This window comes from Methylobacterium sp. W2, assembly GCF_020662345.1.
Classification (GTDB): Bacteria; Pseudomonadota; Alphaproteobacteria; order Rhizobiales; family Beijerinckiaceae; genus Methylobacterium.
The window spans coordinates 21,035-34,461 of record NZ_VMOA01000032.1 but is presented as its reverse complement, the minus strand read 5'-3'; the positions used below and the strand labels follow the sequence as shown (position 1 = coordinate 34,461).

General features: G+C 68.1%; 12 protein-coding genes. 4 read left to right on the top strand and 8 right to left on the bottom strand.

Features of this window, described 5'->3' with window-relative positions:
* Nucleotides 1–2: 2 nt before the first annotated feature.
* The gene (locus FPV16_RS17305) at nucleotides 3–1,325 is read right to left on the bottom strand and encodes a homoserine dehydrogenase (protein WP_227439617.1); all 1,323 of its coding nucleotides are present in this window, start codon (nucleotides 1,323–1,325) and stop codon (nucleotides 3–5) included.
* 205 nt (nucleotides 1,326–1,530) lie between these two features.
* Nucleotides 1,531–2,253 carry a ceramidase domain-containing protein gene (locus FPV16_RS17300; protein ID WP_227439616.1) on the bottom strand — a complete coding sequence of 241 codons (723 nt, stop codon included), beginning with the start codon at nucleotides 2,251–2,253 and terminating at the stop codon, nucleotides 1,531–1,533.
* Between the two features lie 279 nt (nucleotides 2,254–2,532).
* Here FPV16_RS17300 and xth point away from each other — a divergent pair, with 279 nt between their 5' ends.
* The 4 genes from xth to FPV16_RS17280 all read left to right on the top strand — a co-directional run bounded on the left by xth (nucleotide 2,533) and on the right by FPV16_RS17280 (nucleotide 6,079).
* Complete coding sequence (gene xth, locus FPV16_RS17295) at nucleotides 2,533–3,327, top strand: exodeoxyribonuclease III (protein WP_227439615.1); 795 nt, start codon at nucleotides 2,533–2,535, stop codon at nucleotides 3,325–3,327.
* Nucleotides 3,328–3,488: 161 nt separating this feature from the next.
* Nucleotides 3,489–4,736, top strand: a complete 1,248-nt coding sequence (locus FPV16_RS17290; protein WP_227439614.1) for a DUF3419 family protein — start codon at nucleotides 3,489–3,491, stop codon at nucleotides 4,734–4,736.
* Nucleotides 4,733–5,389: a class I SAM-dependent methyltransferase gene (locus FPV16_RS17285; RefSeq protein ID WP_227439613.1), complete on the top strand. Its 657-nt coding sequence runs from the start codon at nucleotides 4,733–4,735 to the stop codon at nucleotides 5,387–5,389. Before FPV16_RS17290 ends, FPV16_RS17285 begins: the two co-directional genes overlap by 4 nt.
* 66 nt (nucleotides 5,390–5,455) lie before the next feature.
* Nucleotides 5,456–6,079, top strand: a complete 624-nt coding sequence (locus FPV16_RS17280) for a glutathione S-transferase family protein (RefSeq protein WP_227439612.1) — start codon at nucleotides 5,456–5,458, stop codon at nucleotides 6,077–6,079.
* A 58-nt stretch (nucleotides 6,080–6,137) separates the two neighbouring features.
* On the opposite strand, the gene FPV16_RS17275 is transcribed toward FPV16_RS17280, so the two are convergent.
* From FPV16_RS17275 to FPV16_RS17250, 6 genes are all read right to left on the bottom strand, one after another.
* Nucleotides 6,138–7,037 carry a tetratricopeptide repeat protein gene (locus FPV16_RS17275; RefSeq protein ID WP_227439611.1) on the bottom strand — a complete coding sequence of 300 codons (900 nt, stop codon included), beginning with the start codon at nucleotides 7,035–7,037 and terminating at the stop codon, nucleotides 6,138–6,140.
* Nucleotides 7,024–8,754 (bottom strand): dihydroxy-acid dehydratase, encoded by a 1,731-nt coding sequence (gene ilvD / locus FPV16_RS17270; protein ID WP_227439610.1) that lies wholly within the window; start codon nucleotides 8,752–8,754, stop codon nucleotides 7,024–7,026. Before ilvD ends, FPV16_RS17275 begins: the two co-directional genes overlap by 14 nt.
* Before the next feature lie 417 nt (nucleotides 8,755–9,171).
* Nucleotides 9,172–10,011, bottom strand: coding sequence for an ethanolamine ammonia-lyase subunit EutC (gene eutC / locus FPV16_RS17265; protein ID WP_413629316.1), 840 nt, complete (start codon nucleotides 10,009–10,011; stop codon nucleotides 9,172–9,174).
* Nucleotides 10,008–11,408, bottom strand: a complete 1,401-nt coding sequence (locus tag FPV16_RS17260; protein ID WP_227439609.1) for an ethanolamine ammonia-lyase subunit EutB — start codon at nucleotides 11,406–11,408, stop codon at nucleotides 10,008–10,010. The genes eutC and FPV16_RS17260 overlap by 4 nt, the downstream gene beginning before the upstream one ends.
* A gap of 47 nt (nucleotides 11,409–11,455) precedes the next feature.
* Nucleotides 11,456–12,028 (bottom strand): hypothetical protein, encoded by a 573-nt coding sequence (locus FPV16_RS17255; RefSeq protein ID WP_227439608.1) that lies wholly within the window; start codon nucleotides 12,026–12,028, stop codon nucleotides 11,456–11,458.
* A gap of 398 nt (nucleotides 12,029–12,426) precedes the next feature.
* Nucleotides 12,427–13,287 carry a transglutaminase-like domain-containing protein gene (locus FPV16_RS17250; protein WP_227439607.1) on the bottom strand — a complete coding sequence of 287 codons (861 nt, stop codon included), beginning with the start codon at nucleotides 13,285–13,287 and terminating at the stop codon, nucleotides 12,427–12,429.
* Nucleotides 13,288–13,427 lie beyond the last annotated feature (140 nt).

The following is a 13,427-nucleotide window of genomic DNA, read 5'->3' as shown; positions in this document are numbered from 1 at the left end:
ACTTATTCGCGTTCGATCCTGATCAATTGCGGCGCCTCGGCGAGGAGGCCATCGGCCGCGATGGCGTCGAGCGCCGCGCGGATGGTCCCTTCGGTGGCGGCGTAGGTGATCAGCACCAGGGGCACCGGCTGGCCGGAGCGGCCATGCGGGTCCTTGGTGGCAGCACTTTCCGAGCGGCGCTGAAGGATGCTCTCGATGGAGATGTCGCGCTCGGCCATCCGCGTGGCGACGCCGGCCGCGACGCCGGGCCGGTCGTGGACGGTGAGGCGGATGTAATAGCCGCCCTCGTGCCGCTGCATCGCCACGCGCTCGGACGGGGCGAGGCTTGCGGCGGGGCGCCCGAAGGTTGGGCGCGCCACACCGGCCGCGATGTCGGCGATGTCGGCCACCGCCGCCGAGGCGGTCGCCTCGCCGCCGGCTCCCGGGCCGATCAGGGTGAGTTCACCCACCGCGTCCGCATCGATGGTGACGGCGTTGGTGACGCCCATCACCTGGGCGATGGCGGAGGATTTCGGCACCATGGTCGGGTGGACGCGCTGCTCGATGCCGCCTTCGGCCACCTGCGCGACGCCGAGCAGCTTGATCCGGTAGCCGAGCTCCTCGGCCATGGTCAGATCGAGCGGCTGGATCGCGGAAATGCCCTCTACAGAGACCCCTTCCGCGTCGATCTCCACGCCGAAGGCGAGGCTGACCAGGATGGCGAGCTTGTGGGCGGTGTCGAAACCCTCGACGTCGAAGGTCGGATCGGCCTCGGCATAGCCCAGAGCCTGCGCGTCCTTGAGGCAGGCCTCGAAGGTCAGGCCCTCCCGCTCCATCCGGGTGAGGATGTAGTTGCAGGTGCCGTTCATGATTCCGTAGACGCGCGACACGGCATTGCCGGTCAGCCCCTCGCGCAGCGCCTTGATGACGGGGATGCCGCCGGCGACGGAGGCCTCGTAGGCGAGGGTCACGCCCTTCGCCTCGGCGGCTTTCGCCAGGGCCGCGCCGTGATGGGCCAGCAACGCCTTGTTGGCGGTGACCACGTGTTTGCCTGCCGCGATAGCGGCTTCCACCGTGGCCTTGGCCGGGCCTTCCGAGCCGCCGATGAGCTCCACCACGCAATCGACCTCGCCCGAGGCGGCCAGGGCGACGGGATCGTCGAACCAGGTCACGCCGGCGAGATCGAGGCCGCGGTCGCGGGTCTTGTCGCGGGAGGAGACGGCGGTGACGCGCACCTCGCGGCCCGTGGCGGCGGCGATGGCTTCTGCGCGGCGAGCCACCATCCGAACGACGGAAGCACCGACGGTGCCGAGACCGGCGACGCCGAGGCGGAGGCTCTGTGACATGGACGCGATCCGTATCTGACTTCGCTCGGCCGAGCGCGGGTAACGCGTCGTTCAAGCCTGTGCGCGACGCCGCTCCTTCGAACGGCCGGCTCTTCTGCAACGAATCCCCGTGTGGTGCAAGAAAGCCCAGTTGCGGAAGAAAACCCGTGGTTCCTCGCGATGCGGCTTCGAGCGGGCATGATGGAGAGCGATGGAGCCAGCCTCCTCAAGGTGCGGGGCACCGGTCATCCCCCTCTGCTTTGAAGCGCCATGCGGTGGCGATGAGGCCGTAAAGGACGGCGGCGTTGAGGCCATGCCAGAGGAAGTGGGTGCCGATCGGCAGGCTTGGGCAGAGGGCGGCGTCCAGGGTCCTGAAGGTCAGAGAGAGGGCGAACATCGCGGCGATGGCCAGCAGCGACAGGCCGGCGCGGCGCCGGGCCGGGCCGAGGGAACAGGTCTGGGGCATCAGCAGGCCGGCCGCGACACCGATCAGGGCCAAGATGGCGGGCGCGTAGGCGATGGAGCCGTTGCTCAGTCTATCGACCGATTGACCCGCGAGCGCGTCGAGGGCCGGTTCCAGTCCCGCCGAGAAAGCGGCAAAGCCGAGCGTCGCCAGGATCGCCGATGCGATCGAGAGCCCAAGGAGGCGCCGCAGGGCCAGGAAGAAATAGGCGTATATGAAGAGGGCGATGGGGATGACGTCGGCGAGCATCGCCCAGCGGACGGCGAGGGTGTGGAACAGGAACGAGCCGATACCGACGATGGCAACGAGCCCGGCGAGCGCCATCCCGGCCGGATCGCGCCGCGCGCCGGAGCCCACGAGGCGGAAGGCCAGGAATGCGGCGACGAGAAACGCGGCGTTCGAGGCGGCGTTCAGCGGTTCGGCCCAGAAGCCGGCATCGCCGCGTTCGCAATAGGCCCGGATCGGTGTGAACCAGCCGTCGGACATCCCGTGTTCCTCCTCCCAGGGCCATCGCCTGAAGCGATGGCCCTGTCTTTCTCGACGGCCTCAGTCGTCGGCGCCCGCCTCCGCGGGCTCAGGCTGTCGCTCCGCTCGATGCGTGTCAGGACATGCGTCCTGACACGCCCGCTCCGCGCGGCGCTCTTCGCGCCGTGCCGCCGCTTACGCTGCGTCGACTATCGCCTGGGACCGATGATCGCCACGCCTTGCCAGCCCGGCGCGAAGGCCCGATGACGGTCGGCCCTCTCCGACCGGATCTCAAAGCCCATGCGGATCGCCACCTGGAACGTCAATTCGATCAAGCAGCGGGTCGGCCATCTCGTGGGCTTCCTCGACGAGGCCAAGCCCGACGTGGTCTGCCTGCAGGAGTTGAAATGCCAGGACGAGGGCTTTCCCCGCGCTGAGATCGAGGCAGCGGGCTATGCCGTCGAGATCCTGGGGCAGAAGGCCTATAACGGCGTGGCGCTGCTGGTGCGGGCGCCGCTCACCATGAGCGAGGTCCGCCGCGGCCTGCCCGGCGACGAGACCGACGAGCAATCCCGCTACATCGAGGCGCTGATCTCGGGGGAGGATGTCGCGCCCGTGCGGGTGGCCTCGATCTACCTGCCCAACGGCAACCCGACGCCGGGGCCGAAATACACCTACAAGCTCGGCTTTATGGAGCGGCTGCGGCTGCATGCGCGTGCGCTCCTGGCCGACGAGGAGTCCCTGGTGCTGGCGGGCGATTACAACGTGATCCCCGAGCCCGAGGATGCGGCGGATGCCGCTGCCTGGGTGACCGACGCACTGTTCCTGCCCGAGACCCGCGCGGCCTTCCGCGCGCTCCTGGCGGAGGGCTTCACCGAGGCCCTGCGCGCCTGCGACCCCTCCCCCGGCCTCTACACGTTCTGGGATTATCAGGCCGGCTGCTGGCAGCGGAACCAGGGTATCCGCATCGACCACCTGTTGCTCTCGCCGCAGGCCGCAGACCGTCTGGTGTCGGCCTCCGTCCAGAAGCACCTGCGCGGCCTGGAAAAACCCTCCGACCACGTGCCGGTGACGATCGAGTTGCGACCGCGCTGAACGAGGCTCGCATGGGATGAACCCGCCGGGCGGGACCGTCGGGAAGACGCGATCGTCCATCGCCGGAGCCATCCGGAGACGATCCTCCGTCACCGGGCGGTCATGCGGATGCCGTAACGGCGCTGGCGTCGATCACGCCAACCAGCGACGCGAGACCCCGCATGACGCGCGCAGCACGGGCCATCCGCCGCGAGACGAATCTGGGTCTCACCCAGGCCGTCCATCGCAACCGGGCCTTCTCGAAGGCGGGAGTGTCGGAACGCCTGTTCACGGCGGCCTTCAGCGGGCTCGTCTATCCGCAGATCTGGGAAGACCCCGTGGTCGACATGGCAGCACTCCGGCTGCGGCCGGACGACCATGTCGTCACCATCGCCTCGGGGGGCTGCAACGCCCTGTCCTATCTCACTGCCAATCCCGGCCGGATCAGCGCCGTCGACCTCAACGGTGCCCATGTGGCCCTGGGCAAGCTCAAGCTCGCCGCCCTCCGGCACCTGCCCGACCATGCCGCCTTCTTCGGATTCTTCGGTCGCCCTGCCCGGCCCGAGAACGTCGCCGCCTACGACGAGACCATCCGCCCGCATCTCGACGCCACGTCCCGCGCCTATTGGGAGGCGCGGCGCCTCGACGGGCGCCGCCGCATCTCGGCCTTCGAGCACGGCTTCTACCGCTACGGCCTTCTCGGCCGTTTCATCGGTGCGGGCCATTGGCTCGCCCGCCGCTACGGCTGCGACCTCGGCGTCGTGCTGACGGCGCGCGACATGGCGGAGCAGCGGGCGATCTTCGAGGCCGAACTGGCGCCGCTGTTCGAGAAGGCCTTCATCCGCTGGCTGATCCGCCAGCCGGCCTCGCTCTACGGCCTCGGCATCCCGCCCGCGCAATACGTCGCCCTCGCCGGCGATGGTCCGGGCGGGATGGCGGCAATCCTGCGCCACCGTCTGGAGCGGCTCGCCTGCGGCTTCCCGATCCGCTCCAATTACTTCGCCTGGCAGGCCTTCGGCCGTGCCTACGACACCGCGCCCGACGCGTCGCTGCCGCCCTATCTCCAGGCCGGGAACCATGCGGCCCTGCGCGAGCGCGTCGGGCGCCTCGACTTCCGCCAGCAATCGATGACCGAGTTCCTGCGCGCGAGCCCGGCCGCGAGCGTCGACGCCGTCATCCTCCTCGACGCGCAGGACTGGATGACGGATGCCGACCTCACCGACCTCTGGACCCAGATCACCCGCGCGGCCCGGCCCGGCGCCCGCGTGATCTTCCGGACGGCGGCGGACGAGCGCCGGCTCCCCGGCCGGGTCCCGGATGCCATCCTCGGCGCCTGGGATTATGCCGAGGAAGAGAGCCGCCGCCTCGGCGAGCAGGACCGCTCGTCGATCTACGGCGCGTTCCACCTCTACCGGCTGGCCTCGTCATGAGCGAGGCGGCGCGGCTGATGGACCGGATGTACCGGCACCAGCGGCACATCTACGATGCGAGCCGGAAATTCTACCTCCTCGGCCGCGACGGCATGGTCGCCGATCTCCGTCCTCCCGCCGGGGGCAGCGTGCTGGAGATCGGTTGCGGCACCGGGCGCAACCTCGTGCGCATCGCCCGGACCTACCCGGATGCCCGCTGCTTCGGCCTCGACGTCTCGGCCGAGATGCTCGATACGGCGGCGCGTGCCACCGCCCGCGCAGGATTCGCCCATCGCATCCGCCTCGCCCGTGGCGATGCCACCGCCTTCGACCCCGCCGCCCTGTTCGGGGAGGCGGAGTTCGACCGGATCGTGATCTCCTACGCCCTCTCCATGATCCCGCCCTGGCGCGCCGTCCTCGCGGAGGCCGCCGGTCATCTCGGCCCCGGCGGCGCCCTGCACGTGGTGGATTTCGGCGATCAGGGCGGCTTGCCCAGGCCGGCCCGATGGCTGCTCAACCGATGGCTCGCGGGCTTCGACGTGACCCCGCGGCAGGGGCTCGCCGAGGCCCTCGGTGAGGTCGCGCGGCCGCCGCGGCGGCGCGCCCGGATCGCGCAACGGTTCCGCGGCTATGCCGTGCATGGGGTGATCGAACGGGATCGCGGCCCTATCTGAGGCGTCGGACGGCATGAGCCATCACGGCCAGCCTCTTCCTTCCGCCACAACAGGTTGTTTCACCGCATGATTCTCTACGGCACGAGCTATTCGCCCTTCGTCCGCAAGATTCTCGTCACGCTGGCCGAGAAGGACATCGCCTTCGAGCACAAGCCGGTCTTCTTCCACGCGCCGGACGAGTCGTTCCAGGCTTGCAGCCCGCTCGGCAAGATCCCGGCGATCGAGGATGACGGCTTTCGTCTGGCCGATTCTACGGCGATCTCGGCTTACATCGAGGCCAAGTACCCGAATCCGGCCCTGTGGCCACAGTCGCCGAAGGAGCGGGCACGTGCCGTCTGGTTCGACAAGTTTGGCGATACCGAGTTGTTCGCGGTGTTGATCAAGCCCTTCGCCGAGCGCGTCGTGAAGCCTGTCATCATGGGCAAGCCCGGCGACGAGGCCGTGGCAGTGAAGGCGGTGACGGACGAGTTCCCGAAGCTCTACGACTACCTGGAGAGCCAGATCGACGGCCCTTACCTCGTGGGCGGCGCCTTTAGCATCGCCGACATCGCGGTCGCCACGACCTTCCACAACCTTCGACTGGCCAAGGAGCCGGTCGATGCCGGTCGCTGGCCGAAGCTCGCGGCCTATATCGACGCGACGCTGGCACGTCCGTCCTTCGTGACGGCGATCGCGGCGCCGACCAACTGAGCCATCGTGCCCGCCGGGCCAATGGCCCGGCCTCGGCCGCAGTCTCGGCTACTCGGGCCTAACGCCGGCGCCGCGACGACCCGGTGACCTGCGACTGGGCCTGGAGAACCTGAGCCTGGGCGGCGGCCTTCTCCTCCTCGGAGGCGGTCGCCCACGCCTTGTCCGAGAGAGTGACGATCCAGTCGTCCTTGCGCCCCTGGGCCGATTCCCGCGCCAGCGACAGCCACATCAGGCCACGGGCACGTTGCGCCGGAACGCCCTGCCCGTTCACCAGAAGGTCGCCCAGCAGGGCTTGGGCCGGAGCATGGCCCTTCTCGGCGGCAAGGTTGAACCAGCGCGCCGCCTGACGCGGATCGGCATCGACGCCCGTGCCTTCGAGGTAGAGGCGGGCCAGATTGTATTGTGCGTTCGGGTCGCCGAAATACGACGCCGCGTAGTTGAACATGTCGTAGGCCCGCTCCGGGTTCGGGCGCACGTAGGTGCCCTTGATCCCGTCGAGGAAATACGTGCCGAGCGCCGTGAAGGCGCTGGCGACGACGCCGGAATTCTGGGTGTCCGGACCGTCATCGGTGTTGTCGTCGGCGATCCGCGAAAAGAATTCGAACGCCTTCAAATCGTCGTGCGGTACGCCGTCGCCCTCGGCATACATGCGGCCGAGCTTCCACAGCGCCAGGGCGTGCCCCTGCCCGGCGGCGTATTCAAGGGCGCGGGCGGCCCCTTCCTTGTCGCCGGCATTGTAGTCGCGAACGCCCGAACGCAGGGCCTCGCGCGCCGTGCGGTAGCCGCCCGTCGCGGGCACGGGTGTGCGCGCGGCGGGATCCAGCGCCGGCGCCGAGGTCGCGCCGACGAGGAGCAGGCCGAGCGCCGCCCCCAATCGCCTCACCCGACGAGCGGCGCGACCGGGATCGGCCCCTGCCGGCCGCACGGGCCGGCGAAGGTCAGTCCTAGACATCCGCATAGGTCTGGATCTCCTCGGCGCCCCCGGGATGGGTGACGGCGCCGTCCACCGCAGGCCCGACGGTCTGCATGTATTTCCAAAGATAGCCGGAGGTCGCGGTATTGGTCCGCGGCGTCCATTCGGCCCGGCGCTTGGCGAATTCCTCGTCGGTCACCGCCACGTCGAGGGTGCCCTTGATCGCGTCGAGGGTGATCAGGTCGCCGTCGCGGATCAGGCCGATCGGACCGCCGATGGCCGCCTCGGGGCCCACATGGCCGACGCAGAAGCCGCGCGTCGCGCCGGAGAAGCGGCCGTCGGTGATGAGGGCGACCTTGTCGCCCATGCCCTGGCCGTAGAGGGCCGCGGTGGTCGACAGCATCTCGCGCATGCCGGGGCCGCCCTTCGGGCCTTCGTAACGGATGACGAGGACGTCGCCTTCCTTGTAGGTGCGCTTCTGGACCGCCTCGAAACAGGCTTCCTCGCCGTCGAACACGCGGGCCGGACCGGTGAAGACCTGCTTGTCCTCAGACATGCCGGCCACTTTCACGATGGCGCCCTGGGGCGCGAGGTTGCCGCGCAGGCCGACGACGCCGCCTGTGACGGTGATGGGCGCGTTGGCGGGCCGGACCACGTCCTGGTCCGGGTTCCAGGCGACCTTTTCCATGTTCTCGGCAATGGTGCGGCCGGTCACCGTCATGCAGTCGCCGTGGATGAAGCCGTGGTCGAGGAGCGTCTTGATCAGCAGCGGGATGCCGCCAACCTCGAACATGTCCTTGGCGACGTAGCGTCCGCCCGGCTTCAGGTCGGCGATGTAGGGCGTGCGCTTGAAAATCTCGGCCACGTCGAACAGGTCGAACTTGATGCCGCATTCATGCGCGATCGCCGGCAGGTGCAGGGCCGCGTTGGTGGAGCCGCCCGAGGCCGCGACGGCGGCGGCGGCGTTCTCGAGACTCTTGCGAGTGACGATGTCGCGCGGACGGATGTTCTTGGCGATGAGCTCCATCACTTTCTCGCCCGCGGTCATGCAGAATCTGTCGCGGATCTCGTAAGGGGCCGGGGCGCCCGCCGAGTAGGGCAGCGCGAGGCCGATGGCCTCGGAGACGGTGGCCATGGTGTTGGCGGTGAACTGCGCGCCGCAGGCGCCGGCCGAGGGGCAGGCGACCTGTTCCAACTCGTCGAGGTCGTCGAGGGACATGTCGCCGACGGCGTGCTTGCCCACCGCCTCGAACAGGTCCTGCACCGTCACCGGCTTGCCCCGGAACGAGCCCGGCAGGATCGAGCCGCCATAGATGAAGATCGACGGCACGTTGAGGCGCACCATCGCCATCATCATGCCCGGCAGGGACTTGTCGCAGCCGGCAAGGCCCACGAGGGCGTCGTAGGCATGGCCGCGCATGGTCAGTTCGACCGAATCGGCGATGACTTCGCGGGAGGGCAGCGAGGCGCGCATGCCGGCATGGCCCATGGCGATGCCGTCGGTGACGGTGATGGTGCAGAACTCGCGCGGCGTTCCGTTGGCGGCGGCGACACCCTTCTTCACCGCCTGAGCCTGGCGCATCAGCGAGATGTTGCAGGGCGCGGCCTCGTTCCAGCACGAGGCGACGCCCACCAGCGGCTGGTGAATCTGTTCCTTGGTGAGACCCATGGCGTAGAGATACGAGCGGTGCGGCGCCCGCTCAGGCCCTTCCGTGACGTGGCGGCTCGGAAGCTTCGACTTGTCTGTGGTACGCACGTCCATCGTCTCTCTCGGCCCCGGTCTCAGGCGCTTCGGGTGAAGCCCGGCTGTCGGCTCTCAACGCGATGGCACGCGACGCCGGTGAAGCGTCGGTCGACACCGTGAAACGCAGTCTCGGAATTCAGCGGTAAAGCGTTGGGGAAACTGTCGTTTACCGCGGATGTTGAGGTGGTCCCGGTTTATGGCGGGATCGCGGCGAATGAGGGCGTGTCCCAAGGCGAAGTCGGGATGCTTTCGCGGTGTTGCGACCTCGCCACAGCCACGCTTCGTTGGTGAGGGGACGGCAGGTGGGATCGGAGACGGCGAGCGTACGGAATGAAGGCTGCTTCATCCCGACCGGTCATGCGGACCGAAGAGGCGGCTCTTCGAGCGGCTTTCTTGGCCCGGTCGCACGGATGGCACAGGCCGTTCCGCGCTCCGTCAGGCTCGGGATGCGGTGTCGCTTCCGTCTTCCAGCGCCTGCTGGCGCGGCGGCGGCTCCAGCTCCGGCCCGCTGCCGTCCTTGAGGTTCACGCCGGTGATCCCGCGCACGAAGGCCTCGCGCAGGAGCCAGTCGAGCTTGAACGCCGCGAGGTCGTGCGACAGCCCGGCTGGGCGGATGTTCGAGATGCAGTTGCGTTCGGCATCCGAACGACCGACGCGCGGGTCGAGGGTCAGGTAGATGCCGAGACTGTCGGGCGAGGACAGGCCCGGCCGCTCGCCAATGAGGACGGCGACGGCACGGGCCTTCAGCGCCGCACCGATCCCGTCGCCGAGGGCGACGCGACCCTGCGTCGCCACCACGATGGGAGCGAGCGTCCATCCGGCCTTGTCGATATGCGGCTTGAAGGCGGCGAGGAAACCGGCGGCGCCTTCGTGCACCGCCCGCGCCGAGAGGCCGTCCGCCACGACGATGACGAGGTCCACCGGTTCGGACGCCCTGTCGGCGAGGATCTTCGCGCTCTCCTCGCCGAGGGTGCGGCCGAGATCGGGCCGGCGCAGGTAGGTGGCGCGGTCCGGCGCCGCAGAGGCGAGGGTAAGGGTGGGATAGCCGAGCGCCTCGATCCCGGAGGCGACCTCGGCCGCATCCATCGGCGTGTGGACCGCATCCCGCGCCTGGGCATGGGCAAGGCCGAAGCGCAGCACCTCGATGGTGGGCATGCCGGTGCCGGCGCGCCCGAGGCCGATCCGCGCCGGCGTCAGGCGGCTCAGTCTGGCCCAGGGATCCATTGTTGCGTCGTCCATGCGGGCGTCGTCTAGGGTCGGGTCTTCGGCGCTCATGCGGCGATCCCCTTCTGGGCGGACAGGCCGGGGGCCGCCGCGATGAGCCGGGCGCTCGGCCCCTCGGGCAGGAGCGCGCCGTCCGTATCGGTGAGGCCGATCTGCTCGAGCCAGGCCTCGAATTCCGGTGCGCGTTTCAGGCCGAGCACCTCGCGCACGTAGAGCGAATCGTGGAACGAGGTGGATTGGTAGTTCAGCATCACGTCGTCTGCACCGGGAATGCCCATGACGAAGGTGCAGCCGGCCGCTCCCAGCAGGGTCAGGAGCGTGTCCATGTCGTTCTGGTCGGCTTCGGCGTGGTTGGTGTAGCAAACGTCGCAGCCGAGCGGCAGGCCCATGAGCTTGCCGCAGAAATGGTCCTCCAGCCCGGCCCGGATGATCTCCCTTCCGTCATAGAGATATTCCGGCCCGATGAAGCCGACGACGGTGTTGACGAGGAGCGGCCGGAACGGACGCGCCACGGCGTAGGCCCGTGCCTCCAGGGTCTGCTGATCGATGCCGTGATGGGCGTTGGCCGACAGCGCCGAGCCCTGTCCGGTCTCGAAATACATGCAGTTGTCGCCGACAGTCCCGCGCTTGAGGGCGAGCGCCGCCTCGTGCGCTTCCTTCAGGATCGGCAGGGTGACGCCGAAACTGGCATTGGCCTTCTGCGTGCCGGCGATGGACTGGAACACAAGATCCACCGGCAGGCCCCGGTTCATCGCCTCGAGGGTGGTGGTGACATGGGTGAGGATGCAGCCCTGCGTCGGGATTGCGAGGCGCTGGATCAGGTCGTCGAAGAGGTGGAGCAGGCCGCTGAGGGTGGAGACCGAATCGGAGGCCGGGTTGAGGCCGATCACCGCATCGCCGCAGCCATAGGATAGCCCGTCGACGATGGCGGCGGTGATGCCGGCGGCATCGTCGGTGGGATGGTTGGGCTGGAGGCGGACGGAAAGCCGGCCGGGCAGGCCGATCGTGTTGCGGAACTTCGTCACCACCCGGCATTTGCGCGCCACCAAGATCAGGTCCTGATGACGCATGATCTTCGAGACGGCGGCGGCGATCTCCGGCGTGATGCCGGGCGAAATCCGGGTCAGCGTCTCGGAGGACGCCTTGATCAGAAATTCGCGGAAGTCGCCGACGGTGAGGTGGGCGATCTCTCGGAAGGCCACCGCATCGTGCGTGTCGAGGATGAGGCGGGTGACGTCGTCCTCCTCGTAGGGGATGAGGGGTTTGGCCAGGATCTCCGACAGTGGCACCTCGGACAAGCACCAGCGTGCCGCCATCCCCTCCTCCGCCGATTCCGCCGCGATGCCGGCGAGCCGATCGCCCGAGCGCAGAGGCGTCGCCTTGGCCATCAGTGTCGCGAGATCCGCGAAGACATGGGTCTTGGGGCCGACGATGTGGCGATAGGTCATGTCTCAACGCTCCTGCATCGCCGTCGCGAAAATCGAGCCATCGGTACTTATCGGTGTTCCCTCTCGGGATGCGGCGCGAAAAGACCGAGGTTCCGGAAGATCTGAGCTTCGAGCACGGCGCGGAGGACCAGACTGAAGATAAGCAAGGGGCTGAGCAAGATACCGGTCAGGATCAAGGATGAGGCCGCCGCTTTCCCTGTCCCCGAGCCGCCGACGAGGACGACCGCCACGCCGGCGATGAGAACCGCGGCGACGATGGGGAATGCCGTGCAAAAACAGATGTAGAAGATCGTCCAGATCCGACCGGCCGCGGCCTCGAACGCGTCCCTGGCCGTGGCTTGCGATTCCTTGATGGCGAGGGCCGGTCCAACGGCGAAGAGACGCAGCGTCAGCCAGAAGCAGAGGATGAACAGGAGAACGGATATGATGCCGTTGAACGACGTGGACGTGATCGAGACCGTCGGCCAGAGGCGGCCGACGAGAAACCATCCCAGCTGATAGGCAAGGAAATCCTTCCGACGGATGGCATCCTCGAGCAAGCTTCGAAGGCTGCCCACCGGCAAGCCCAGGGCGAAGCGATAGATCGCCATCGTGTAGGGGGCCAGAAGGACGGTGACCACGACATCGACGATGAGCTCCAGCGAGGTGAGCGCCGGATTTCCCGATGCCACGGTGGCGGCGTCGACAAGGCCCTGGACCATGACGAGGGCCACGACGGCGCTCGTCTCGCGCCATAGCGATCTGATAGCCTGAAACGATGCCTGATAGGCCGCGGACGTCGTTCCGCGGGTCTGAAGGGGGATAGCCATCGCGCCTCGTTCCATCATGGGATCCGCATGGGACGCAGCCAGCTATAGATGGCAATGTCTTCCTTCGACTGAAAAACCGACGATCATTCCAATCGGATCGGCTTCATCCACAAGGTTGTCCAAGACAAATCCGACCGACTTCGCAGCATCGGAACGACGCCGGACGCAGAGGCGGATCACAGGATGCGGTCATCCTGTGATCCGTTGGTTCACGCCGCACCCGCATGCGGGGCCGGCAGCTCCGTCGAGATCGCGTCCACGGTGCGCTGGGGCGGGCTGCCGAGGCCGTCGGAGCGGGCGATGCGGATCTGCTGGTTGACCGGCTGCATGTTGCCGTAAGGCGTCGAGAACGCGATCTCGGCTGCATCCCGGCCGACGCCGATGCGGACCAGCCCGTCGAGATCGGCCTGACGCGTGGCATCGAACAGCCACCAGCGGCCGTCGAGATAGGCCTCGAACACCGCGTGGAAGTCGCTCGGCACGAGGCCGTGGGCGTAGCAGCTCACGAAGCGGGCGGGGATGCCCAGGGCCCGGCAGAAGGCCGTGCCGATATGCGCGAAATCGCGGCACACGCCCGCGCGCTTGAGCAGGCTCTCGTCGGCGGTGGTCTCGCCGTCGCTGGTGCCGGGCTGGTAGGTCAGGTGATCGTGAATCCAGTTGCAGATCGCGTTGACGCGCTGATGTCCCTTGGGGTGCGCCCCGAACTCGGCCTGCGCGAAGGGCGTCAGCCGGTCGGAGGAGACGAAGCGGCTCGGCAGCAGGAACGGCAGGATGTCGAGGGGAAGCTGCGAGATCGGCGTCTCGTTGATCGTGGCCGGATCGGCCCGGTGGACGGTGAGCTCGACCTCGGCGTTGTACTCCAGGGAAAACTGGCCGGCTGGGACGTTCACGCCGAGATAGCGGTTCTGCAAGTCGGGCGAGATGTAGATTTCCCGCCTCAGGTCCGGCTTGAGCGTCAGTGTTTCGCTGAGGATCTCGAGGCTCTTCAAACGAGCCACTTCGATATTGAAGATGAAGGTCGTGTCCGAGAGTATGTTGTAAGACAGGCTGCAGCCGAGCGTGTAGCGCATGGACGTTCCTTCCTCCGTTAGGGATGTCCTAGCAAGGATTACGCCCGTCGTGGCGACAAGGATCCTGCGGGAAAGGCCGAGTTCGGCCGGTTCGCGGGGGTAGTGCCAGGGAAGGCGCAGCCCACCCGTCGCTACCCGAC